Raw genomic sequence first — 18,192 nt, forward strand, 5'->3', positions numbered from 1 at the left:
CGGTATGACTTGCGGGTCTTTGCTATCTGACTAGTGATCGGAAAGGACAGTTGACCCAATCCTGTTCGTTACTCAGACAATCATGAGCCCCGATGGTCGAGGCCGATATCCAGGATCGGCGCGCTGTGGATGAGTCGGCCGACCGAAATCAGATCAACGCCGGTCGCGGCAACCGCTCGCGCTGTATGCGACGTGATCCCGCCAGAAGCCTCGGTGATAGCGCGGCCACCGACCATTGCGACGGCGCGGCGAAGATCGGGGAGGGACATGTTGTCGAGCAGAACCGCATCGGGAGCGAAGCCAAGTACCTCCTCCAACTGGGCCAGAGTATCGACCTCGACTTCGATCTTGACGAGATGACCGGCCGCTCTTCGTGCTCGCTCGAGCGCTGGCCGGACGCCGCCTGCGATGGCGATATGGTTGTCCTTGATCAAAATTGCATCGTCCAGGCCGAAGCGGTGATTGGACCCGCCACCTGCGCGCACGGCATACTTTTCGACTGCCCGCAATCCGGGCGTCGTCTTGCGGGTGCAGACGATCTTCGCGCCATATCCACGAACCGCAGCGACCATCGATGCCGTTGCTGTGGCGATGCCGCTCAGATGGCACAAAAAATTGAGTGCCGTCCTTTCGGCTGTGAGAATGGCCCGGGCCGGGCCAACCACTGATGCAATGACCTCTCCATCCACGACATTGCAGCCGTCTGCCCGCTCCACGGAGATTTCGACACCAGGATCAATCAAGCCGAAAGCGAGCATCGCCAGATCGATGCCGGCGACAACTCCGGACTGTCGCGCCACCAACACGGTTCCCGCTTGGCATTCCTTCGGGACGATGGCGTCCGTGGTCAAGTCGCCGGCTCTGCCAAGGTCTTCAAGAAGAGATGCCCGTACAAGCGGCTCAAGCAGGACCGTGGGGAGCGGTGAGAGCATCATCCCTTTGCACCTTCGGAGCTTGGCGAGTGTCCGAGTTCCCGCGCAGCCGCCAAGGCGGCTTCGAGCGTGATTTCGGACCGTCGGGCGGCAGTCGCATGATGAGGAAAATCTGTCCGGTAATGAGCGCCGCGGCTTTCTTCGCGCAACAAGGCGGCAACAGCAATCATTAGCCCGACAGCCGCCGGATCCGAGGCCGCATCCTTGCTTTCGGCGAGCGGCAATAAGGCACGCGCGGCTGCTTTCAACGCTTGACCATCCCGGACGATGCCGAGTGCGCGCGACAGAAAAACGCGCACGGCTATCGGAGCGGGCGGTGGGTAAACGTTCGCAAACGCAGGCCTTGTTCTGCGCGCAGGCGTTCCGGCGACGCTTTCAGCGACCCAGCGGGCGCACACGATTGCCTCCGTCAAGGAATTGCTGGCGAGCCTGTTGGCGCCATGCAGTCCTGTCGAAGCGACTTCGCCGCAGGCCCACAGCCCCTTGACGGAGGTCCTGCCCGAGCTGTCCACGGCAACGCCACCCATGTGGTAGTGTTGGGCCGGACGAATGGGGATGAGATCGCGCGCGGGATTGATGCCCGCTCCAAGGCAGGCTGATGCGATTGTCGGGAAATGTCGAGCGAATGCCGGGCCTGGCCGTTGTCGGGCATCGAGAAAAACATGGTGGCCGTCCGCAAGATGGTTCCACACGGCGCGGGCCAAGACATCGCGAGGCGCAAGTTCCGCCCCGGGCACGCTCTGGAGAAAAGCCTGGCCGGTTTCATCGATCAGGGCAGCACCTGCGCCTCGCACAGCCTCGCTGACCAGCGCCATAGGGCGTTCTGGGCCGTCAAGCGCGGTCGGGTGGAACTGAATGAATTCGAGGTCGGCTAGGACAGCTCCAGCGCGGGCCGCAAGCGCAAGGCCTTGTCCGCAACTGCCCCAAGGGTTCGTGGTGTCGAGAAACAGTCCCCCGATGCCACCGGTGGCGAGGACGACCCGCCGTGAGCCGAAGAAGAAAGGTGCGATCGAACAGCTCGCCCAGACGCCTCGGATCGCATTCTCTCGCACGGCGAGCCGGCGCGCTTCCACGCCCTCCACGACAACTATTGACGGAGTGGAACGCACAGCCGCGATCAGCGCACGCATGATCTCACGCCCGGTGCCGTCCCCATGCGCATGAACGATGCGACGTCGGCTGTGTGCGGCCTCCAATCCGAGGCACAGTGATCCTTCCGGCGTGCGGTCAAAGCGAACCCCAAAGCCCGCAAGCCCCTCTATGGCCTTAGGCGCGGCTTGGAGGATGCGGCTCGCCACGTCTCTGTCGCAGAGACCATCCCCGGCGGCAACCGTATCGGCCAGGTGCATTGCCGGATCGTCGTCTTCGCCGAAACTTGCAGCCAGGCCCCCCTGGGCCCAGGTGCTCGAGTTGTCAGCTCCCAGCAGCGACCTTGACAGAAGAAGCACCGGCTCCGGCGACAGTTGAAGCGCGGTCATCAGTCCGGCGATGCCGCCGCCGATGATGATGGGCCGCCCGAAGAAGCTGCGGGGGTCGGCGCTCAAACTGCCAGCATCCGTTCGACCGCTAGCCGCGCGCGCCCGGCGATCCCGGGTTCGACGGTTACGACATGGTGGTTCTGCTCGAGCGCCGTGCGGATGTTGGCAAGCGTGATCCGCTTCATATGCGGGCACAAATTGCAGGGCCGGATGAACTCGACCTCTGGGTGGGCTAACGCGACGTTGTCGCTCATTGAGCATTCCGTCATCAGCACGACACGTGGCGGCCTTTGCCTTTCGACATAGTCGGACATGGCAGCCGTCGAGCCGGAAAAATCGGCTTCAGCCACGACGTCGGGCGGGCATTCGGGATGGGCGAGCACGACCACGCCGGGATGGCTTTCGCGCAACTCGCGGATGTCGGCCGGTGAAAAGCGCTCATGCACCTCACAACGCCCTTTCCAGGCGATGATCTGCACATCTGTCTGGGCGGCGATATTCTGGGCCAGATATTCGTCCGGCAACATGATCACCCGGAGAACCCCAAGGGATTCGACGACCGCCTTGGCGTTGCCGGATGTACAGCAGATATCCGACTCGGCCTTCACTTCGGCGGACGTATTTACATAAGTGATGATCGGAACGCCGGGATAACGCTGGCGCATCAAGCGCACGTCTTCTGCCGTGATTGAGTCCGCCAACGAGCAACCGGCGCTGAGATCCGGAATGAGCACGGTCTTGCCCGGATTGAGGAGCTTGGCCGTTTCGGCCATGAAATGGACGCCGGCCAGCACGATGACTTGCGCCTCGACCGTCGCAGCCGTGCGGGCTAGTGCCAAGCTGTCGCCGACGATGTCGGCCACGCAGTGGAAGATCTCGGGCGTCTGATAATTGTGCGCCAGGATGATCGCGTTGCGCTCGCGCTTCAGCGCAAGGATCGCCTCGATATCCTCGGCGAAAGCCGGCCATTCAATCGGCGGGATCACTCGTCGGACGCGCTCGTAGAGCAACGCGGCCGTAGGCAGCATGGCGCCCATCGACCCCCTCCCGCTTATACTCTAACTGAAAATAACCAGCATATACTTGCTGTGAGTATAAGGGATGTCAACCCCGCGCCAGCGGCAATTTTGTCCCGGCGATGAGCCTATCGTCCAGAACGGCGTGGCGGAAACGGAAAAGCTTCGCTGGCCGGCCGCCGGTCTCAGTGGTGGCCTCTCCGGTCTCCTCGACCAGCTCCTGCTGTTCGATCAGTCGGCGAAAGTTCGGCTTGTGGATGAGCCTGCCGGCGAGCGCCTCCACGGTTCGCTGCAGCTGCAAAAGCGTGAATACCGGCGGCATCAGCTCAAAGACGACTGGGCGGTATTTGATCTTGGAGCGCAGCCGCGCAATGCCGGTCGCCACGATGCGGCGATGATCGGCGACCATGGACTTGCTGGGCACCAGCGGCGGGGGTCCTGCGTCCCGCCCTCTTACGGCCTCTTGGACCAGGCCTGCTTCGTAGACTAACTCATAGCGTTGAAGCGTGAGTTCCTCGTTCCAAAGGCGGTCGTCGAAGCCAAAGGCTATCGTCGCCCGCTGCCAGCGTTCACGTCGCGTGGCCGAATCGCCAACCCCGTTTGCCCATTCGATCAGGCGCGGCCGCAGAACGTCCAGCACGACCGCAGGCGTGCCGGAGCGGTGGTCCTCCCATGGAAAATATTCATACCAACTCTGCCATCCGCACTTGGGCGAGCCCGCTGCCTGTTCCTTGCGCGTCAATGCGAGATAGCTGATGGAGATGACGCGCTGCTGGCGCTCGGCGCCGATGCGATCCCGATCCGCGAACGTGTAGAGTTGCTCAATGTACCCCAGCCGATGGCCGGTTTGCTGCTCGACCCACCCCCTCAAGCCGGATTGCAGCGATCGGTGCTCAAGCGCAAAGGGACCGGAGGGCAAGGTGTCCGCCTGGCCGATGGTGAGGACACAGGGTTGACTGCCGTTTACGGCGACCACAAAGGCGATCAAGTCCACTTTGACGTTGTCGGCCTTGCCGGCGGCTCTGTCTTTCCTGAGTCCTATTGCCTGATCGTCCATTATTTGGCCAACTCGGGGGCACCTTAATCGATTTAGTGTAAGCGTGCCAATTGGCACGTCAACACCCCGCAGCTGCATGGCCATTTTTTTGCTCTTCGCACCTGCACAAAAATGTGCCAAAGGCGACAGCCGCAGCTGGTAACGTAGGGGAAGGAGGGTCCCATGAGCGCTTATGGTGACACCAGGGCGATCACACCGCCGGATATTCGTTCGCGCAAAGGTGGGACGCCGCTCGTCTGCCTTACCGCCTACACCACCCCAGTCGCCCGGCTTGTCGATCCCCATTGTGATGTGGTGCTCGTCGGCGACAGCGTCGGCATGGTTCTCCACGGCCTGCCCTCGACGCTCGGCGTCACGCTGGAGATGATGATCACGCACGGCCAGGCGGTGCGCCGTGGCATCAAGCAGGCGCTGATGGTGGTCGACCTGCCGTTCGGTTCCTACGAGGAAAGCCCAGAGCAGGCTTTCCGCAATGCCGCGCGCGTCATGGCCGAGACCGGCTGCACGGCCGTCAAGCTCGAAGGCGGCGAAGCGATGGCAGAGACGATCGGCTTCCTCGCCGCACGCGGCGTGCCCGTCATGGCCCATGTCGGATTGACGCCGCAGGCCATCAACACCATCGGTGGCTACCGCGTACAGGGCAGGGGCGGGGATGCCGAGCGCATCAGGCGCGACGCAATTGCGGTGGGCGAAGCGGGCGCCTTTGCGGTCGTCCTGGAGAAGGTTCCTGAGGCGCTCGCCCGCCGGATCACCAAGGAGGTGGCGACCCCGACCATTGGCATCGGTGCCTCGGCAGCCTGTGACGGCCAGATTCTCGTCGTCGACGACATGCTGGGCCTCTTCGGCGACTTCCGGCCCAAGTTCGTCAAGCGCTATGCTGAACTCCGGGAGGCGGCTGCGGCTGCGATCGCTTCCTATGCGCGCGAGGTGAAGGAGCGCCAGTTTCCCGCCGCAGAGCACGTGTTTGCCGATGCGCCCAAGCCCGCCGACACGGACGCCACCAAGAGCGGAGAAGCAGCGTGAGCGTGCCGATCGTCAGGAGCGTTGACCAGCTTCGCGAAAGCGTCGCCGCATGGCGCTGCGAAGGTGTGAGGATAGCCCTGGTGCCAACGATGGGCGTCCTGCATGAGGGCCATCTCAGCCTGGTGCGCGCTGCACTCGAGAAGGCAGACCGTGTGATAGTGACGCTCTTCGTCAACCCGGAGCAATTCAACAGCCAGGCCGATCTTGCCGCGTATCCCCGCACCGAGGACGAGGATGCCGCCAAACTGGCACCGGTTGGCGCGCACCTGCTTTATGCGCCAGATGCAGAGGAGATGTATCCGGCGGGCTTCGCCACCACCGTTTCGGTTTGCGGTGTCAGCGAAGGCCTGTGCGGTACATTCCGGCCGGGGCATTTCGACGGCGTGGCGACCGTCGTCGCCAAGCTCTTCCTGCAGACCAGCGCTGACTTCGGCTTCTTTGGCGAAAAGGACTTTCAGCAAATTCACCTGGTCAGGCGCATGGCCCGGGATCTGGATATTCCAATCACCATTGTTGCCTGTCCGACAGTCCGTGAAGCCGACGGTCTTGCGCTATCATCGCGCAATGTGCGGCTCTCGCCAGCGGAACGCGCTGTTGCTCCCAAGCTATCATCGGTCCTGCTCAAGACGGCTGAGCGGCTTGAGCGCGGCTCACCCATCCTGCCAACGCTTGCAGAATCTCGCGCAGCAATTCTGGCTGCAGGCTATCGCGAGGTCGAATACCTGGAACTTCGCGATGAGGCAGATCTGCACCCGATAACAAGCCTCGATCGACCGGCACGGTTGCTTGCCGCCGCCTGGCTCGGCGGCACACGGCTCTTAGACAACGTCAGACTATTTCGGATTGGTTCAACAGATTAGCCACGTTCTCGGCACGCGCCGTATTCGTCCGGGATCATCTAAAACAAGGTCTCTGCCTGGCATTGAGCGTTACGGAGGTTACGCACAGGACACATGCATCGCGTGTTTGAGAACTTCGTCGAGCAACTGTCTGCAAGTGTTGATGCTGCCGATCTCGGTGAGGCAATGGCCTCCGCTGCAGCCGGCTTCGACTTCCCGCTATTCGCCTATTTCACCTACCCGTCAGCCTCCGGCGACGCCCCCCAATTGATTTCAAACTATCCTTCATCCTGGACGTCACGTTACCTGCAACAGCGGTACCACAGTCTCGATCCGGTCATCCTGCGCGGGCTNCGGGCTGCAAGGCTGGGATACATTCGATTGGGGTGTGGATCGCGCTCGGCACGGTCTGCCGAATTCGCAGCAACAAATTCTAGAGAGTGCGGCTGAGTTTGGCATCTGCGGCGGCCTGACGATGTCCATGCATGATCATCTCGGCCGGTTTGCTGCCCTGACCTTTGCTTCCGACGAGTCCCGTCCGCCTCTGTTGCGGTCACTGGCACGTTACGAAAAAGCATTGCAGCTGGTCGCCATCAACTTTCATATCCATGTCCGGCGAAGGCTCGCCGATCATCGCGTGGTGGATGGTGTAACGCTCACCCCGCGGGAGTTCGAGTGCCTGAAATGGGCGGCGCGCGGCAAGTCGGCTTGGGATACTAGCCAGCTTCTCGGCGTCTCAAAGCGCACCGTGACCTTTCATCTGGAAAACGCCAAGGCAAAGTTTGGCGTTCGAACGATCAACCAAGCCGTTGCACGAATGGCTGCCTCCGGCCTGACGAGATCCTGATTCTCAGCCACGATACCTGTAAACCTCTACAGGCTGCATCGCTGTCAGCTTTGCCCTTCGATGGCGGGAACACATCCCACATGGAGGCGACCATGATGCAACTGATAGCACCAGACTTTTACAGTGATTTTGCAGGCGAGCTCAAAGAGATGCACGGGCTCAGGTTTCGGGTGTTCAAGGAAAGGCTCGATTGGGAAGTTGATACCGAAGACCAGATGGAATCCGATCCGTTTGATGCTCTCAAGCCTGTCTATCTGCTCCTCAAAGGATCCGACTGGCGAATTCGCGGTTGCGTGCGTCTTTTGCCCAGCACCGGACCCACAATGTTGCGCGACACCTTCCCGGTGCTGCTGGGTGCTGACGTCGTGCCCTCGACCACCGACATATGGGAGAGCAGTCGTTTCGCGCTCGATCTTCCTCCGTCGGCGCCCAAGGCAGCGGGCGGGCTGGCTCAGGCGACCTACGAGCTCTTCGCGGGCATGATCGAGTTCGGCTTGGCCAAGGATCTGACCCGGATCGTAACGGTGACGGACACGCGCATGGAGCGGATCCTCCGCCTTGCTACGTGGCCATTGTCGCGCATCGGAGAACCCAAGTGCGTCGGCAAAACGGAGGCGGTGGCTGGGTTTCTCGAGATTTCCCACGCGAGCCTTTTGCGCATCCGCAGCAGGGGACGTCTGAGCGGACCGGTATTGTGGCAACCGGTTCTAGGCCCGTCAGCATAGCGCCATTGTGGACACCTGTGCCATGAAGGATGCTGGTTTGCCCAAGGAAGCGACGGTCGGCCTTGTATGCTGGCCGGACTGGCGTCGCCAGGACGCTTACCACTACGCCAGACGATTGCCACGCACTGGCTGGGCCTGGGAGTTTCTTCGGCGCAATCCACAATTCCAGCGCGACCACGCCAAAATGGCACCGTCCGCCTGCTTCGTCGGAACCCAGGCCGACATGAAGATAATCGAGTTGACGACAGAATCAGCTTTCCTAAGACAATGGAGCCTCCTTTTTCGCGGACGCGCCACAGTCGGACGCTACATCGGCGAGGGTCTTTTGGGATCCGCGCGATTGCGCCTGTATTCTACGAGCGGCCGCGGAGCCGCTGGGGCTCGACCACGATTTTGAACCGCTTCACCTTTCTTCGCTCTCATGCTGCAAGGACATCCTGCTGACAGCTGCGGGCATGCAGCACGTGCTGCTGAGGGAGAACTGCCGGAGTCTGCAGATCGCCGTTTCCGGTGCGTCCGTCCTCCGCCCGTTGCGGCTATATGTCGACGCAATCCTTCAGCCGCAGCACCTCAAGTTCCATGTCGCTGCCCTTCAGTTCCTGAACGACATCAATGATTGCCGCCGCGTGTCAGCTGCTTGCTTTCCGCCGGAACACCGCGGAGCGCGTCTGCGTATTGTACTGCAGGCTTTGGATGGCTCGCTGGCGGGAGCATCTCATCAGGAGGTCGCCATTGCCTTGTTCGGGAGACGCCGTGTCGAAGAAGATTGGCGTCATCCAGGCGGCCATCTTCGCGATCAGGTACGTCGCGCCATCCAACGCGGCCGCTACCTGATGGGCGGCGGCTACAGACAGTTCCTGAGGTAATTGGAGTGGTTGCGATTGTCTTATACGAACGCGCAACCTCCATTTTCTCACTGCAATGGTGCGTTGCACAAAACGCGGCAAGCGCCTAGTTCTTCCGCGGCGAATCGGGTTTCGGCGAAACACCGGGACCCAACTTCGTCGATAAGTGCATTCATGACCTGAGGACCCCGATGACCGTTATGAACTCCGACAAAGCCGGCGCTGCAAGCCTTGAGACAATCGCGCGAAACGGCAGCATGCTGCGTCGCATAGCCGTACGCATTCCGACCTACCTGTCGGATATTCGCGAGAACCCGGCGTGGCTGCCCATGTTCATGTTGGCGCGCACCATGCCGGCACGGAGAATGCACTGGCGTGGTGCAAAGCCGGTCCGAAGGCCGCAAAGAGCCCAGGACACGATGTTTGCCGGTGTCAATTGCCACGACGTTGTCGACGCGCTGCGGATGGATGGGCTTTTTCCCGGCCTTGTCCTGCCTGCAATGGTGGCTGAAGATGTAGCCGCATTCGCCAGGTGCACACCTTGTTTCGGCAATTTCGATCGCCGACTCGAGTTCATGCCGGCGGAGCATGCGGAGGCTGAGGCGCGATTTGGCCGTCCGTTGCTCAGCGGCCATTATTTCGAGCGCATTCTGGGCTGTAAGTCGGCCGTTGCCATCCAAAACGATCCGCTGCTCATGGATATCGCGGCGCACTATCTCGGCGGCCAGGCGACGCTGATCACGACGCGCGTCTGGTGGAGCTTCCCGACCGGCCAGGCGTCGGACGCGGACAAGAACCTGGCTTCGCTCGGCAAATACCACTTCGACCTGGACGACTGGCGGATGCTGAAGTTCTTTTTCTATCTGGTGCCCGTCGACGAGGGGACCGGCCCGCATATCTATGTTCGCGGCAGCCATGATCGCCGCGCCCTCAAGCACCAATTTACGCTTGTCGTCGGCCATCCAGCGCAAGAGATTCTGGACGTCTACGGCAAGCAGAGTCCGGTCACGCTGACCGGCAAGGCCGGTTTCGGTTTCGTCGAGGATCCGTTCGGGTTCCATATGGGCACCGTGCCGTCGCACAGGCCACGGCTGATGATGGAAGTTGGCTTCGGCGTTTCTCCTCCATCGCGCCGCCGCTTCCATGGCGAGCCTGTGATCCGCTGATTTCGAAAAGTCCCGAAACAGCCTTCCCGTTGTGAGGGAAAGATAAGGCTATGCCGCCAATCGATCTGTTCCGGGCCAAAAGCGGTTGTCTGCACATGCCCTGAACTTGGCTGGTGCAATGAGTCTCGCCATTGCTCCAGCCAGCACATCAGTGCCTGTTTAATCGAGGTTAGATGGCAGTGCGCCCAAGAGATCCTCCTCGATATCGCCTGCCGCGCGAAGCCTCAGATGCTCTTCGAAAACCTCCTTTACGGACCAAGTCGTCTCGGGTCTCCTTTGAGTGGCCGGAAGGTGGTGCACAGCCGTATCGTGCTTCGGGATCCTGAACGAAGGCGAGGGGCGGTTTGTTCCTCGCGGGGCGCATGCAGCGGTGCCGGCATGACAGCTTCGTCTTGGATCCCGATGCTCGGCAACGTCGGCGGTGAAGACTCTGTCTAGGCGGCTTACGTGACTCCAATGCAGGAGATCGACCATCTCCTGTCGAGCACATTCGTTGGCGATCACCGTCGCGGCGCTACGGACGCCGCGGCACCTGCGATCAATGCAGTTTGCCGACTAGCCGAGCGTATTCGGCTTCAGCCCTGCCATATGACCCATCAGCCAGCGCAATTAGACGCGCGCGATCAAGAATGACTACCTCTCCTCGCATTGAGCGTATCAGACCTTGGCCCTCCAAGGTTTGCAGCGCTATGGTGACGCCGGGCCGCCTGACACCGAGCATAACTGATAAGAACTCGTGCGTAATCGCAAAGCTGTTCCCGTCGACGCGATCATCACACATCACCAGCCATCTTGAGAGCCTGTCGACTATGTTCATCCGGGCATTGCTGAGCGCGGTGAAGCTTGCCTGGAGGTGAAAGTAGTGAACGTAGCGGAGCAGAAAGGTTCGCAAGGTTGGGCTTGTCAGAAGCGCCTTGGTGAAGAGGCCCGCGTCGATAACAAAGGCTCGGGCTTCTAATTGGACGTAACAATCGTGCGTTGACCGGTCATCGCCCATGATAAGCGCTGAGCCGGTCATGCCCTCACAACCAATGATTCCGATCTCAGCTTCGATACCAGGCCGCAGCTCGCCCACCACTGACCCGAGACCGCTCTCGAAGAAGTACACGGTGCTGATTGGTGACCCCGCCACTTCGAGATGCGTCTTCAGCCCAAGGGAGACGCTTTCGAAATGAGGTTGCAGCAATGCCAAATCTGCCGAGCACATTCGTAGCAGCAGCGAATTGCGATAGATCGAATTTTGGCCGGTGTCGCGTTGCGCGGCAGTGTGAGTTTGTGAACTGGAGTCTGTCATAGCTCCCTCTCCCTATTGGGGCGGAAGCATGTTGATCGCTCACAGCCGACGGACGCCCTTAGAGTTGCCGTCGATGGCACACTGTATGCCTGCCGACCGCGGATGTCCCATTTTTTATCAATTACGTTAATCGGCCCGAGCCAAGCTTTGGCGCACCCGCTCTAACGCGGCATTCAGATGCTCCAGAAATTCGTCATCGCTTTTGGTCGCCAAGCCGACTTGTCGAGCGCGAGTTACAATGCGCTCCTGGAGTGAAACCGCTGTCTCATAGTGGTCCACGATCATCTGAAATGAAGCGCTCATTGGGGCGGATTCAAAGAGCTGTGCCATTCTGGCAATGTAGTTCCAAGATGATGAGAGTCCATGCGGCCGCCGCTTGGGTAACAATCGTACAATATACCTAAGACTGGCCGCGCTCTTTGGTTATCCTCCCAGAAATCCGTAGCCTCGCGAGGCGCAGCTTCTCTTCGCCCTCCGACCTCGTGACCGGCGGACCAGTCCCGGCTTCAGCCATTCGGCCTTGTTCTTCTTATGCTCCTTCGGGACCGCCGACCTCGCCCTGCACACGATTCCACAGCGTTTGCCTCTTGTAGGCCTTGAAGGCTACTATCGGCCGCCCTTGTAGGGCCGCTTTCAGCCATGATCACCTCGGGGCGCTGAACGAAGCGCGTGCTTGTCGACTCTGTCGGTCGTCGCAGACGCTTACGGAGGCCTCACCGCAGAGGGCGATGCGAACTCCGGCTCGACGACGGCTGTCAAATGACTGCTGTGGATGCACTACCACCGATCGGTACTAGGATTCTCGACCTCGGTAATAAGCTGGTCTGTACAGCTAGCGACCTTCCTGCCTGGCAATATCAAAAGTCAAACCCCGCCGAAGATGCATATGCCTGGCAGCACGCGTCGCTCTTTGGCCACGCATCTGCCAAACCGAAATCAAGTAGCCCGCCATCGCGCGACCCTCAACGCGATCTTGATCATTGCAGTGGGGCAATAACTTATCTCTTTGGAGCTTGGTGGTGATATATAGGCGCCCAAGCCAGTGCTAATATTGCATGGAGCTAAAATGCCCGCTAAGATTTCTTGGGTGTTAGCTGGCGGGTGTTTGATGCGGTTTCATCGTCTAGGCGCGGTCGCTCTGGGTCTGGCGTCCTTCATCAGCAGCGCTCATGGCCAAGAATCCTGCGACCCTAACTACACAGGCGCCTGTGTTCCAATCGCCAGCGATGTCGACTGTTCCTCCGGAAAGGGCAATGGTCCCGCATACGTACACGGGCCGGTCTCTGTCGTAGGCACCGATATCTATGATCTTGACCGAGACGGCGACGGAATAGGTTGCGAAAACGGCTAGAGGAGGCAAGTCGCCCTCCAACTTCATGACGGCACCAGCCCATCCGCTGTTTATGGTAACGGTCACCTCCGAGTTGAGGGTGAGCAACGTTCCCAGCCATTTGCATCAAATATCAGGACCTCCTAAATGCGACTTATGGCGACTCTGCGGTACGACGGTCGAACACCGTCCACGTCTCATCCGTCTCCTGCCATACGTTTGTCAGTTGGTAGCTGATTGTAGAATGTGCCAGTAACTGGGGATGCTCATTGCGTTCCACGTGCGCGAGCCCTGATGCGCGTCTGTTATTTTTATCTCCGGTCACGATTGAGACCACTGGCCCGGGCGATGTTCCCCGAGAAGAACAAAGAGGTAGATGGCGCCGGCATGGTCCCACCAATGCTCTCCCCTTGTGAACGGCATCCAAACTTTTCGGCGGGCTTGAACAGCGGCCACCTTTGGCGGCTGTCGAGGGCTGATGATAGATTCCATTCCAGCTCTTTCTAATGTGTCGTCCGAACAGTGAACGAAAGTAGAACATATAATTCAAGCGCGAATTGACTGTGAGAGGGATGAGCTGCAATTTGGGTCAGGCCTGACGCTGGTGGAAGACGAAATTGCGGTGGCGACTGGAAGCTCAGCGATGCCCCAAATGAAATTGGGCAGCTGGTGCTGTCCGCTGCGGCGCTATGATGTCAGACGATGGTATCGGCCGAATGACCTGGGGAATCTTCGGGGACGTCGAGGCCGACGTGGTCGGAAGCAAACTGAGTTGCAGGCGATGCGGCAGGAACGAGTATATGCAAGCTGAGACGCCTGTCGCCGTCTCCGCGTTCCAGGCCGACGTTCTCCGCATTCCGAGGCCTGGTGAGCGATACGGGTGCGCCTAAGTGTCAATGGCGCATCTACCAACGGCCTGGTACGCGATTCACCGCCGTGCGAGCTGATCGAAACTGGCTTGGTCGATTGCATCTTAATAGCGCCGCCCATCAGGAAACATTTTTCTATCGTTTGCGGTTGGGGCCGCATGACGCGATTGTCGGACGCAACAAGCCAGCTTGGCAATCCGGCAGTAGGCTGTCCACACTGTACTCCCTAGTGTCCAATACATACCTAACGAGACCGCCATGCCGTCACCTCCAGATTTCACCGACGATTTTCGCTCCGGGCTGATCACGCTGCTGCGCTGGCGCAGGGATGTGCGGCGCTTCGAGCCGACGGCTCTGCCGGAGGGTACGCTGGAACGCCTGCTCGAGCTCGCCAGCACTGCGCCCTCCGTTGGCCTCAGCCAGCCCTGGCGCTTCGTAGTCGTCGAGAGCCTCAAGCGGCGCACTGCCGTGAGAGACTGCTTCGAGCGCTGCAATGCCGAGGCGCTCACGCGCTTTTCGGGAGAGCGCGCCGCACTCTATGCCCGGCTGAAGCTTGCCGGGCTCGACGAGGCGCCCTGTCAGGCGCGAATAGAAGTTTGGGTCGTGGCTCCACAGCCGCCGACCTATCCATCGGGTGGATGGTAGTTATCACAACAATCAATTTTACCAATATTATGGAATTCTACTACAAGGCCGCCACTTAAAGCGGCCGGACGGGTATCCGTCTCGCGTGGGCTGGTGCTGCCCGCAAAGATGCGGAGACGAACATGTGCGGGATTGTTGGCATCGTTGGGCAACAGCCGGTGTCGGATCGGTTGATCGGCGCGTTGAAGGGTTTGGAATATCGCGGCTATGATTCCGCCGGCGTTGCGACGATCATCGAGGGTGCCTTGCACCGCCGGCGCGCCGAGGGCAAGCTCGTCAATCTCGAGACGCGACTGAAGGAAGAGCCGCTGAGCGGCAACGTCGGCATCGGCCACACGCGTTGGGCAACCCACGGGGCCTCGACCGAACGCAATGCGCACCCGCACTTTAGCGACGGTGTCGCCGTAGTCCATAACGGCATCATCGAGAATTTCACCGAGCTGAAGGACGAATTGGCGGCGGATGGCGCCGAGTTCCAGACCGACACCGACACCGAGGTCGTTGGGCATCTCTTGGCAAGATACCGCCGAGAGGGCATGAGGCCGCAAGAGGCCACGCGTGCCATGCTGAAACGCGTCAAGGGCGCTTATGCGCTTGCCATCCTCTTCGAAGATGAACCGTCGACCATCACGGCGGCGCGCAACGGACCACCGCTCGCGATCGGTCACGGCGACGGCGAGATGTTCCTGGGCTCCGACGCGATCGCCCTTGCTCCCTTCACCAATGAAATTACCTATCTCATCGACGGCGACTGGGCCGTTATCGGCAATTCGGGCGCCCATATCTTCGATGTCGACGGCCGTCCCGTCGAGCGTCCGCGCCATATCTCCACGGCCGCGGCCGATCTCGCCAACAAGGGCAACCATCGCCACTTTATGGAGAAGGAGATTTACGAGCAGCCCGAGGTCATCGCCCATGCTCTCCGTCATTACATTAACATCATAGACAGTCGCGACATGGTTCCTGGCATTGATTTCGCCAAGGTCCCGAGCTTGGCGATCTCTGCCTGCGGGACCGCCTATTTCGCCGGACTGATCGGAAAATACTGGTTCGAGCGCTATGCGCGCCTGACGGTTGAAATCGACGTTGCGTCCGAATTCCGTTACCGCGAGATCCCGTTGCCGCCGCAGTCGGCGGCTCTTTTCATCTCGCAGTCCGGCGAAACCGCCGATACGCTTGCGTCATTGAGGTACTGCAAGGAGCGTGGGCTGAAAATTGGCGCTATCGTCAATGCCTGCGAATCGACTATCGCTCGGGAGGCCGATACGGTTTTCCCGATCCTTGCCGGACCGGAGATCGGCGTCGCCTCTACCAAGGCTTTTACCTGCCAGCTTGCCGTTCTAGCAGCACTCGCCATCGGCGCGGCCAGAGCCCGCGGGACCGTCCCCGAACACGAGCTGCAGGCGCTCGTCAGGAGCCTCGCCGAATTGCCGCGCGTGATGGGCCACGTACTCGAGTGCATCCAGCCGGAAATCGAGTTCTTGTCGCGCGAACTGTCAAAGTGTCGTGACGTCCTGTATCTCGGCCGTGGCACCAGTTTCCCGCTAGCGATGGAAGGTGCGCTGAAGCTCAAGGAGATTTCCTACATTCATGCCGAGGGCTATGCAGCGGGTGAATTGAAGCACGGGCCGATCGCCTTGATAGACGAGAACATGCCGGTGATCGTCATCGCGCCCCATGACCGTCTTTTCGACAAGACCGTTTCCAACATGCAGGAAGTGGCTGCCCGTGGAGGGCGGATTATCCTCATCACCGATGAAAAAGGGGCAGCCGTATCGAAACTCGAAACCATGCACACGCTCGTGCTGCCGGTTGTCGACGAGATTATCGCGCCAATGATCTTCTCGCTCCCGATACAGCTTCTAGCCTACCACACGGCGCTCTTCATGGGGACGGATGTAGACCAGCCGCGCAATCTCGCAAAATCGGTCACGGTCGAATGATTGTGAACCTGTACAGGTGGCGATGCGCCTCCAGGAAAGCGGTACCCCTTGTCTGGATCCGAAGCCCGGATGAAACCAGATGACCATTGTTTGCTGCAATTGCGAAACTCGGTAGCGGTTACGAGCGGGTCTTTCGCTGCCTCGCCGGTGGAGATTGGCCGAAGGAAGCAGTGTCCTGCCGAAAGTTCGAGTTGCTGTTCAAGAAAGCCATCGGCGAGAATGGTCCACGAAGGATCGCAGGTCGCATGCGCTACGCCGACCAGGCTCTCAGCACGGGCAGCCTTGATACTTGATCAGAAGGAGGTGAGCCGCCATATTCCGGCCCGGCCAATTCAGCGGCCCATCCCATGCATGAGGCCGGTTCGGCCGAATGGACGACCAATTTTTTTTATTTGCTAAGTGTGCGCCTCGGGGAGGAATCTCCGAGGGAGCTCCCAGTTCTTGGAGATGTTTATGAAGGATTCGCGCATTCCCGAACCAGTCTTGACGGCTATGTCCCAGGGAACCCACATCGTCCGCGCTTATCGCGAGCACCTTGGATATTCGATCGACGACCTGGCGGTCGCGTGCGGGCTGGCCGCTGAGGAAATCCAAAACATCGAGCGAGGTCTGAGGTACAGCAAGGGCTATCGGGATCGGATAGCGAAATCGCTTTCCATACCTGTGGGAATTCTTGAGTCGGAGTTGGACATTTCGGACGCCGCCTGAACAGATCGGATGATCTGCAATGGGTGGACTAGCTGTTGTGATGTGAAGCTTGCGGCTGATGTCGACGCTTGATTCGATTGATGCGATGCCTTCTGGCGCAGCTCACCGAACAACAAAGCGATATAGCCGCCCGGAGTGCTACGAAACGTGCACGACGGCATCGGCTCGCGACGAAGTACTAACGGCGAACTCTTCCTAGTTCGGCAAGGCGATGCTGGCTTGAGCATCAACTCGGCCTACGAGAGTGGCTACTCCTAGGCTGAATCGTCCACCATGGCGAAGTCGCGCCGCTCTGAAAGTAACATGGCGGGCATCCTGACGTTTCCGGGTTGACTATGGGCGTTCGAACCAGGAAAAGGGGCCGCTCTTCGTGAGTGGCGTGCGCCGGCAGTCTGACCCCCAAGCCCCCCGCCCAGGCTGCCGGCGCGCTTCTAGAAAGATCGAAGTAGCCACTCGCTTGCGCTCTGCCCGCTGACACCTTGTGGTTCCTCCTGCGGGTCCAGCGGACCACCTTGGGTGTCGCCAGTTCTGGTGGTCACGCGCCTCCATTTGCGATCTCGTGTCAGTGAGTGCACCGCAAGCACCCTCTCTGCCAGCCTGAAAAATTCATGGGGGTTGGTGGATGTGGCGCAAGCCCGTTGAAATGACGTAGGATTTGGTTGCTTAAGCCGATCCGAAATTTCCCGGAGACCACACCCACCATGAACGATCTTGCGCTGCCGCTGAGCGGTTTGTCATCAGTCGGCGGCTAGTCCGTCGTCGCCCGTTTCGACGGCGGCATGCTGTCGTCCAACAGCGGCGTTCTGGCCTTGGCCGAGGTGGAAAAGCGGTTGCGGGTGGCCGAGCGTCTGGCGCGTTGCATCGACGATCCGTGCTGCCCGGACCAGGTCGTCCACAGCCTGGCGGACATGATCGACTTTCGCATGAAGGTGATCGCCGCCGGCTACGAGGACGGCAACGACGCCAACCGGCTGCGCCGCGATCCGGTCTTCAAGATGACCCAGGATGCGCTGCCGTCGGGTCGGGATCTGGCGTCGCAATCGACGCTGTGCCGGCTGGAGAACCTACCCGGGGTGCGGGAGCTGGTCGCGATGGGGCGGGCGATGGTCGATCTCTATTGCGCCTCGTTCCGGCAAGTGCCGAAGCGGATCGTACTCGACATTGACGACACCTTCGACGCTGTGCACGGAGGCCAACAGCTTCGCCTGTTCAATGCCCACCATGACGAGTACGGCTTCCAGCCGATCGTCGTGTTCGATGGTGCGGGACGGTTCGTCAGCGCGATCCTGCGACCGGCCAAGCGGCCGAGTGGGGCTGAGATCCGCCCCCACCTGCGCCGTCTGGTGCGGGCGATCCAGATCAACTGGCCGAACATTCGAATCCTGCTCCGCGGCGATAGCCATTATTGCAACCCGCAGGTCATCGACTGGTGCCGCGCCAACGACGTCGACTTCATCTTTGGCCTCGCGCCCACC

General features: G+C 60.3%; 15 protein-coding genes and 1 pseudogene. 11 read left to right on the forward strand and 5 right to left on the reverse strand.

Annotated features, from left to right (window positions below; all coding sequences use genetic code 11):
* Nucleotides 1–80: 80 nt before the first annotated feature.
* The 4 genes from nadC to X751_RS159085 all read right to left on the reverse strand — a co-directional run bounded on the left by nadC (nucleotide 81) and on the right by X751_RS159085 (nucleotide 4,483).
* The gene (nadC, locus tag X751_RS159100) at nucleotides 81–935 is read right to left on the reverse strand and encodes a carboxylating nicotinate-nucleotide diphosphorylase (RefSeq protein WP_023673637.1); all 855 of its coding nucleotides are present in this window, start codon (nucleotides 933–935) and stop codon (nucleotides 81–83) included.
* On the reverse strand, nucleotides 932–2,476 hold the full coding sequence (locus X751_RS159095; RefSeq protein WP_023743981.1) for an L-aspartate oxidase: 1,545 nt from the start codon (nucleotides 2,474–2,476) through the stop codon (nucleotides 932–934). The genes nadC and X751_RS159095 overlap by 4 nt, the downstream gene beginning before the upstream one ends.
* Complete coding sequence (gene nadA, locus X751_RS159090; RefSeq protein ID WP_023697792.1) at nucleotides 2,473–3,447, reverse strand: quinolinate synthase NadA; 975 nt, start codon at nucleotides 3,445–3,447, stop codon at nucleotides 2,473–2,475. The genes X751_RS159095 and nadA overlap by 4 nt, the downstream gene beginning before the upstream one ends.
* A 67-nt stretch (nucleotides 3,448–3,514) precedes the next feature.
* The gene (locus X751_RS159085) at nucleotides 3,515–4,483 is read right to left on the reverse strand and encodes a membrane protein (RefSeq protein WP_023673634.1); all 969 of its coding nucleotides are present in this window, start codon (nucleotides 4,481–4,483) and stop codon (nucleotides 3,515–3,517) included.
* Nucleotides 4,484–4,645: 162 nt separating this feature from the next.
* Here X751_RS159085 and panB point away from each other — a divergent pair, with 162 nt between their 5' ends.
* The 7 genes from panB to X751_RS159060 all read left to right on the forward strand — a co-directional run bounded on the left by panB (nucleotide 4,646) and on the right by X751_RS159060 (nucleotide 9,928).
* Nucleotides 4,646–5,506 carry a 3-methyl-2-oxobutanoate hydroxymethyltransferase gene (gene panB / locus X751_RS159080; protein ID WP_023707031.1) on the forward strand — a complete coding sequence of 287 codons (861 nt, stop codon included), beginning with the start codon at nucleotides 4,646–4,648 and terminating at the stop codon, nucleotides 5,504–5,506.
* The gene (gene panC, locus X751_RS159075) at nucleotides 5,503–6,366 is read left to right on the forward strand and encodes a pantoate--beta-alanine ligase (RefSeq protein WP_023743982.1); all 864 of its coding nucleotides are present in this window, start codon (nucleotides 5,503–5,505) and stop codon (nucleotides 6,364–6,366) included. The genes panB and panC overlap by 4 nt, the downstream gene beginning before the upstream one ends.
* A 102-nt stretch (nucleotides 6,367–6,468) precedes the next feature.
* Complete coding sequence (locus X751_RS1000000167800) at nucleotides 6,469–6,795, forward strand: autoinducer binding domain-containing protein (protein WP_280806695.1); 327 nt, start codon at nucleotides 6,469–6,471, stop codon at nucleotides 6,793–6,795.
* Nucleotides 6,734–7,192 carry a LuxR family transcriptional regulator gene (locus tag X751_RS1000000168405; protein WP_023694892.1) on the forward strand — a complete coding sequence of 153 codons (459 nt, stop codon included), beginning with the start codon at nucleotides 6,734–6,736 and terminating at the stop codon, nucleotides 7,190–7,192. Before X751_RS1000000167800 ends, X751_RS1000000168405 begins: the two co-directional genes overlap by 62 nt.
* Before the next feature lie 92 nt (nucleotides 7,193–7,284).
* Nucleotides 7,285–7,917, forward strand: a complete 633-nt coding sequence (locus X751_RS159070; protein ID WP_023707030.1) for an acyl-homoserine-lactone synthase — start codon at nucleotides 7,285–7,287, stop codon at nucleotides 7,915–7,917.
* A 455-nt stretch (nucleotides 7,918–8,372) separates the two neighbouring features.
* Nucleotides 8,373–8,783, forward strand: coding sequence for a DUF2285 domain-containing protein (locus tag X751_RS159065; protein WP_023673629.1), 411 nt, complete (start codon nucleotides 8,373–8,375; stop codon nucleotides 8,781–8,783).
* Between the two features lie 170 nt (nucleotides 8,784–8,953).
* A complete protein-coding gene (locus tag X751_RS159060; protein ID WP_023708080.1) occupies nucleotides 8,954–9,928 on the forward strand; it encodes a hypothetical protein in 975 nt (324 codons plus the stop codon).
* A 538-nt stretch (nucleotides 9,929–10,466) separates the two neighbouring features.
* On the opposite strand, the gene X751_RS0132710 is transcribed toward X751_RS159060, so the two are convergent.
* Nucleotides 10,467–11,222: a Crp/Fnr family transcriptional regulator gene (locus tag X751_RS0132710; protein WP_023731597.1), complete on the reverse strand. Its 756-nt coding sequence runs from the start codon at nucleotides 11,220–11,222 to the stop codon at nucleotides 10,467–10,469.
* 2,457 nt (nucleotides 11,223–13,679) lie between these two features.
* Here X751_RS0132710 and X751_RS24325 point away from each other — a divergent pair.
* From X751_RS24325 to X751_RS01000000163530, 4 genes and pseudogenes are all read left to right on the forward strand, one after another.
* Entirely contained in the window at nucleotides 13,680–14,066 is a 387-nt protein-coding gene (locus X751_RS24325; RefSeq protein ID WP_023743984.1) for a nitroreductase family protein, read from the forward strand.
* Between the two features lie 122 nt (nucleotides 14,067–14,188).
* Nucleotides 14,189–16,009: a glutamine--fructose-6-phosphate transaminase (isomerizing) gene (gene glmS, locus X751_RS159045; protein WP_023743985.1), complete on the forward strand. Its 1,821-nt coding sequence runs from the start codon at nucleotides 14,189–14,191 to the stop codon at nucleotides 16,007–16,009.
* A 453-nt stretch (nucleotides 16,010–16,462) separates the two neighbouring features.
* Nucleotides 16,463–16,717 (forward strand): helix-turn-helix transcriptional regulator, encoded by a 255-nt coding sequence (locus tag X751_RS159040; RefSeq protein ID WP_031197535.1) that lies wholly within the window; start codon nucleotides 16,463–16,465, stop codon nucleotides 16,715–16,717.
* 701 nt (nucleotides 16,718–17,418) lie between these two features.
* Nucleotides 17,419–18,192: pseudogene (locus X751_RS01000000163530) on the forward strand (IS1380 family transposase); the annotation flags it as partial.

Origin of the sequence: Mesorhizobium sp. LNJC394B00, assembly GCF_000502555.1 — a bacterium.
GTDB lineage: Bacteria > Pseudomonadota > Alphaproteobacteria > Rhizobiales > Rhizobiaceae > Mesorhizobium.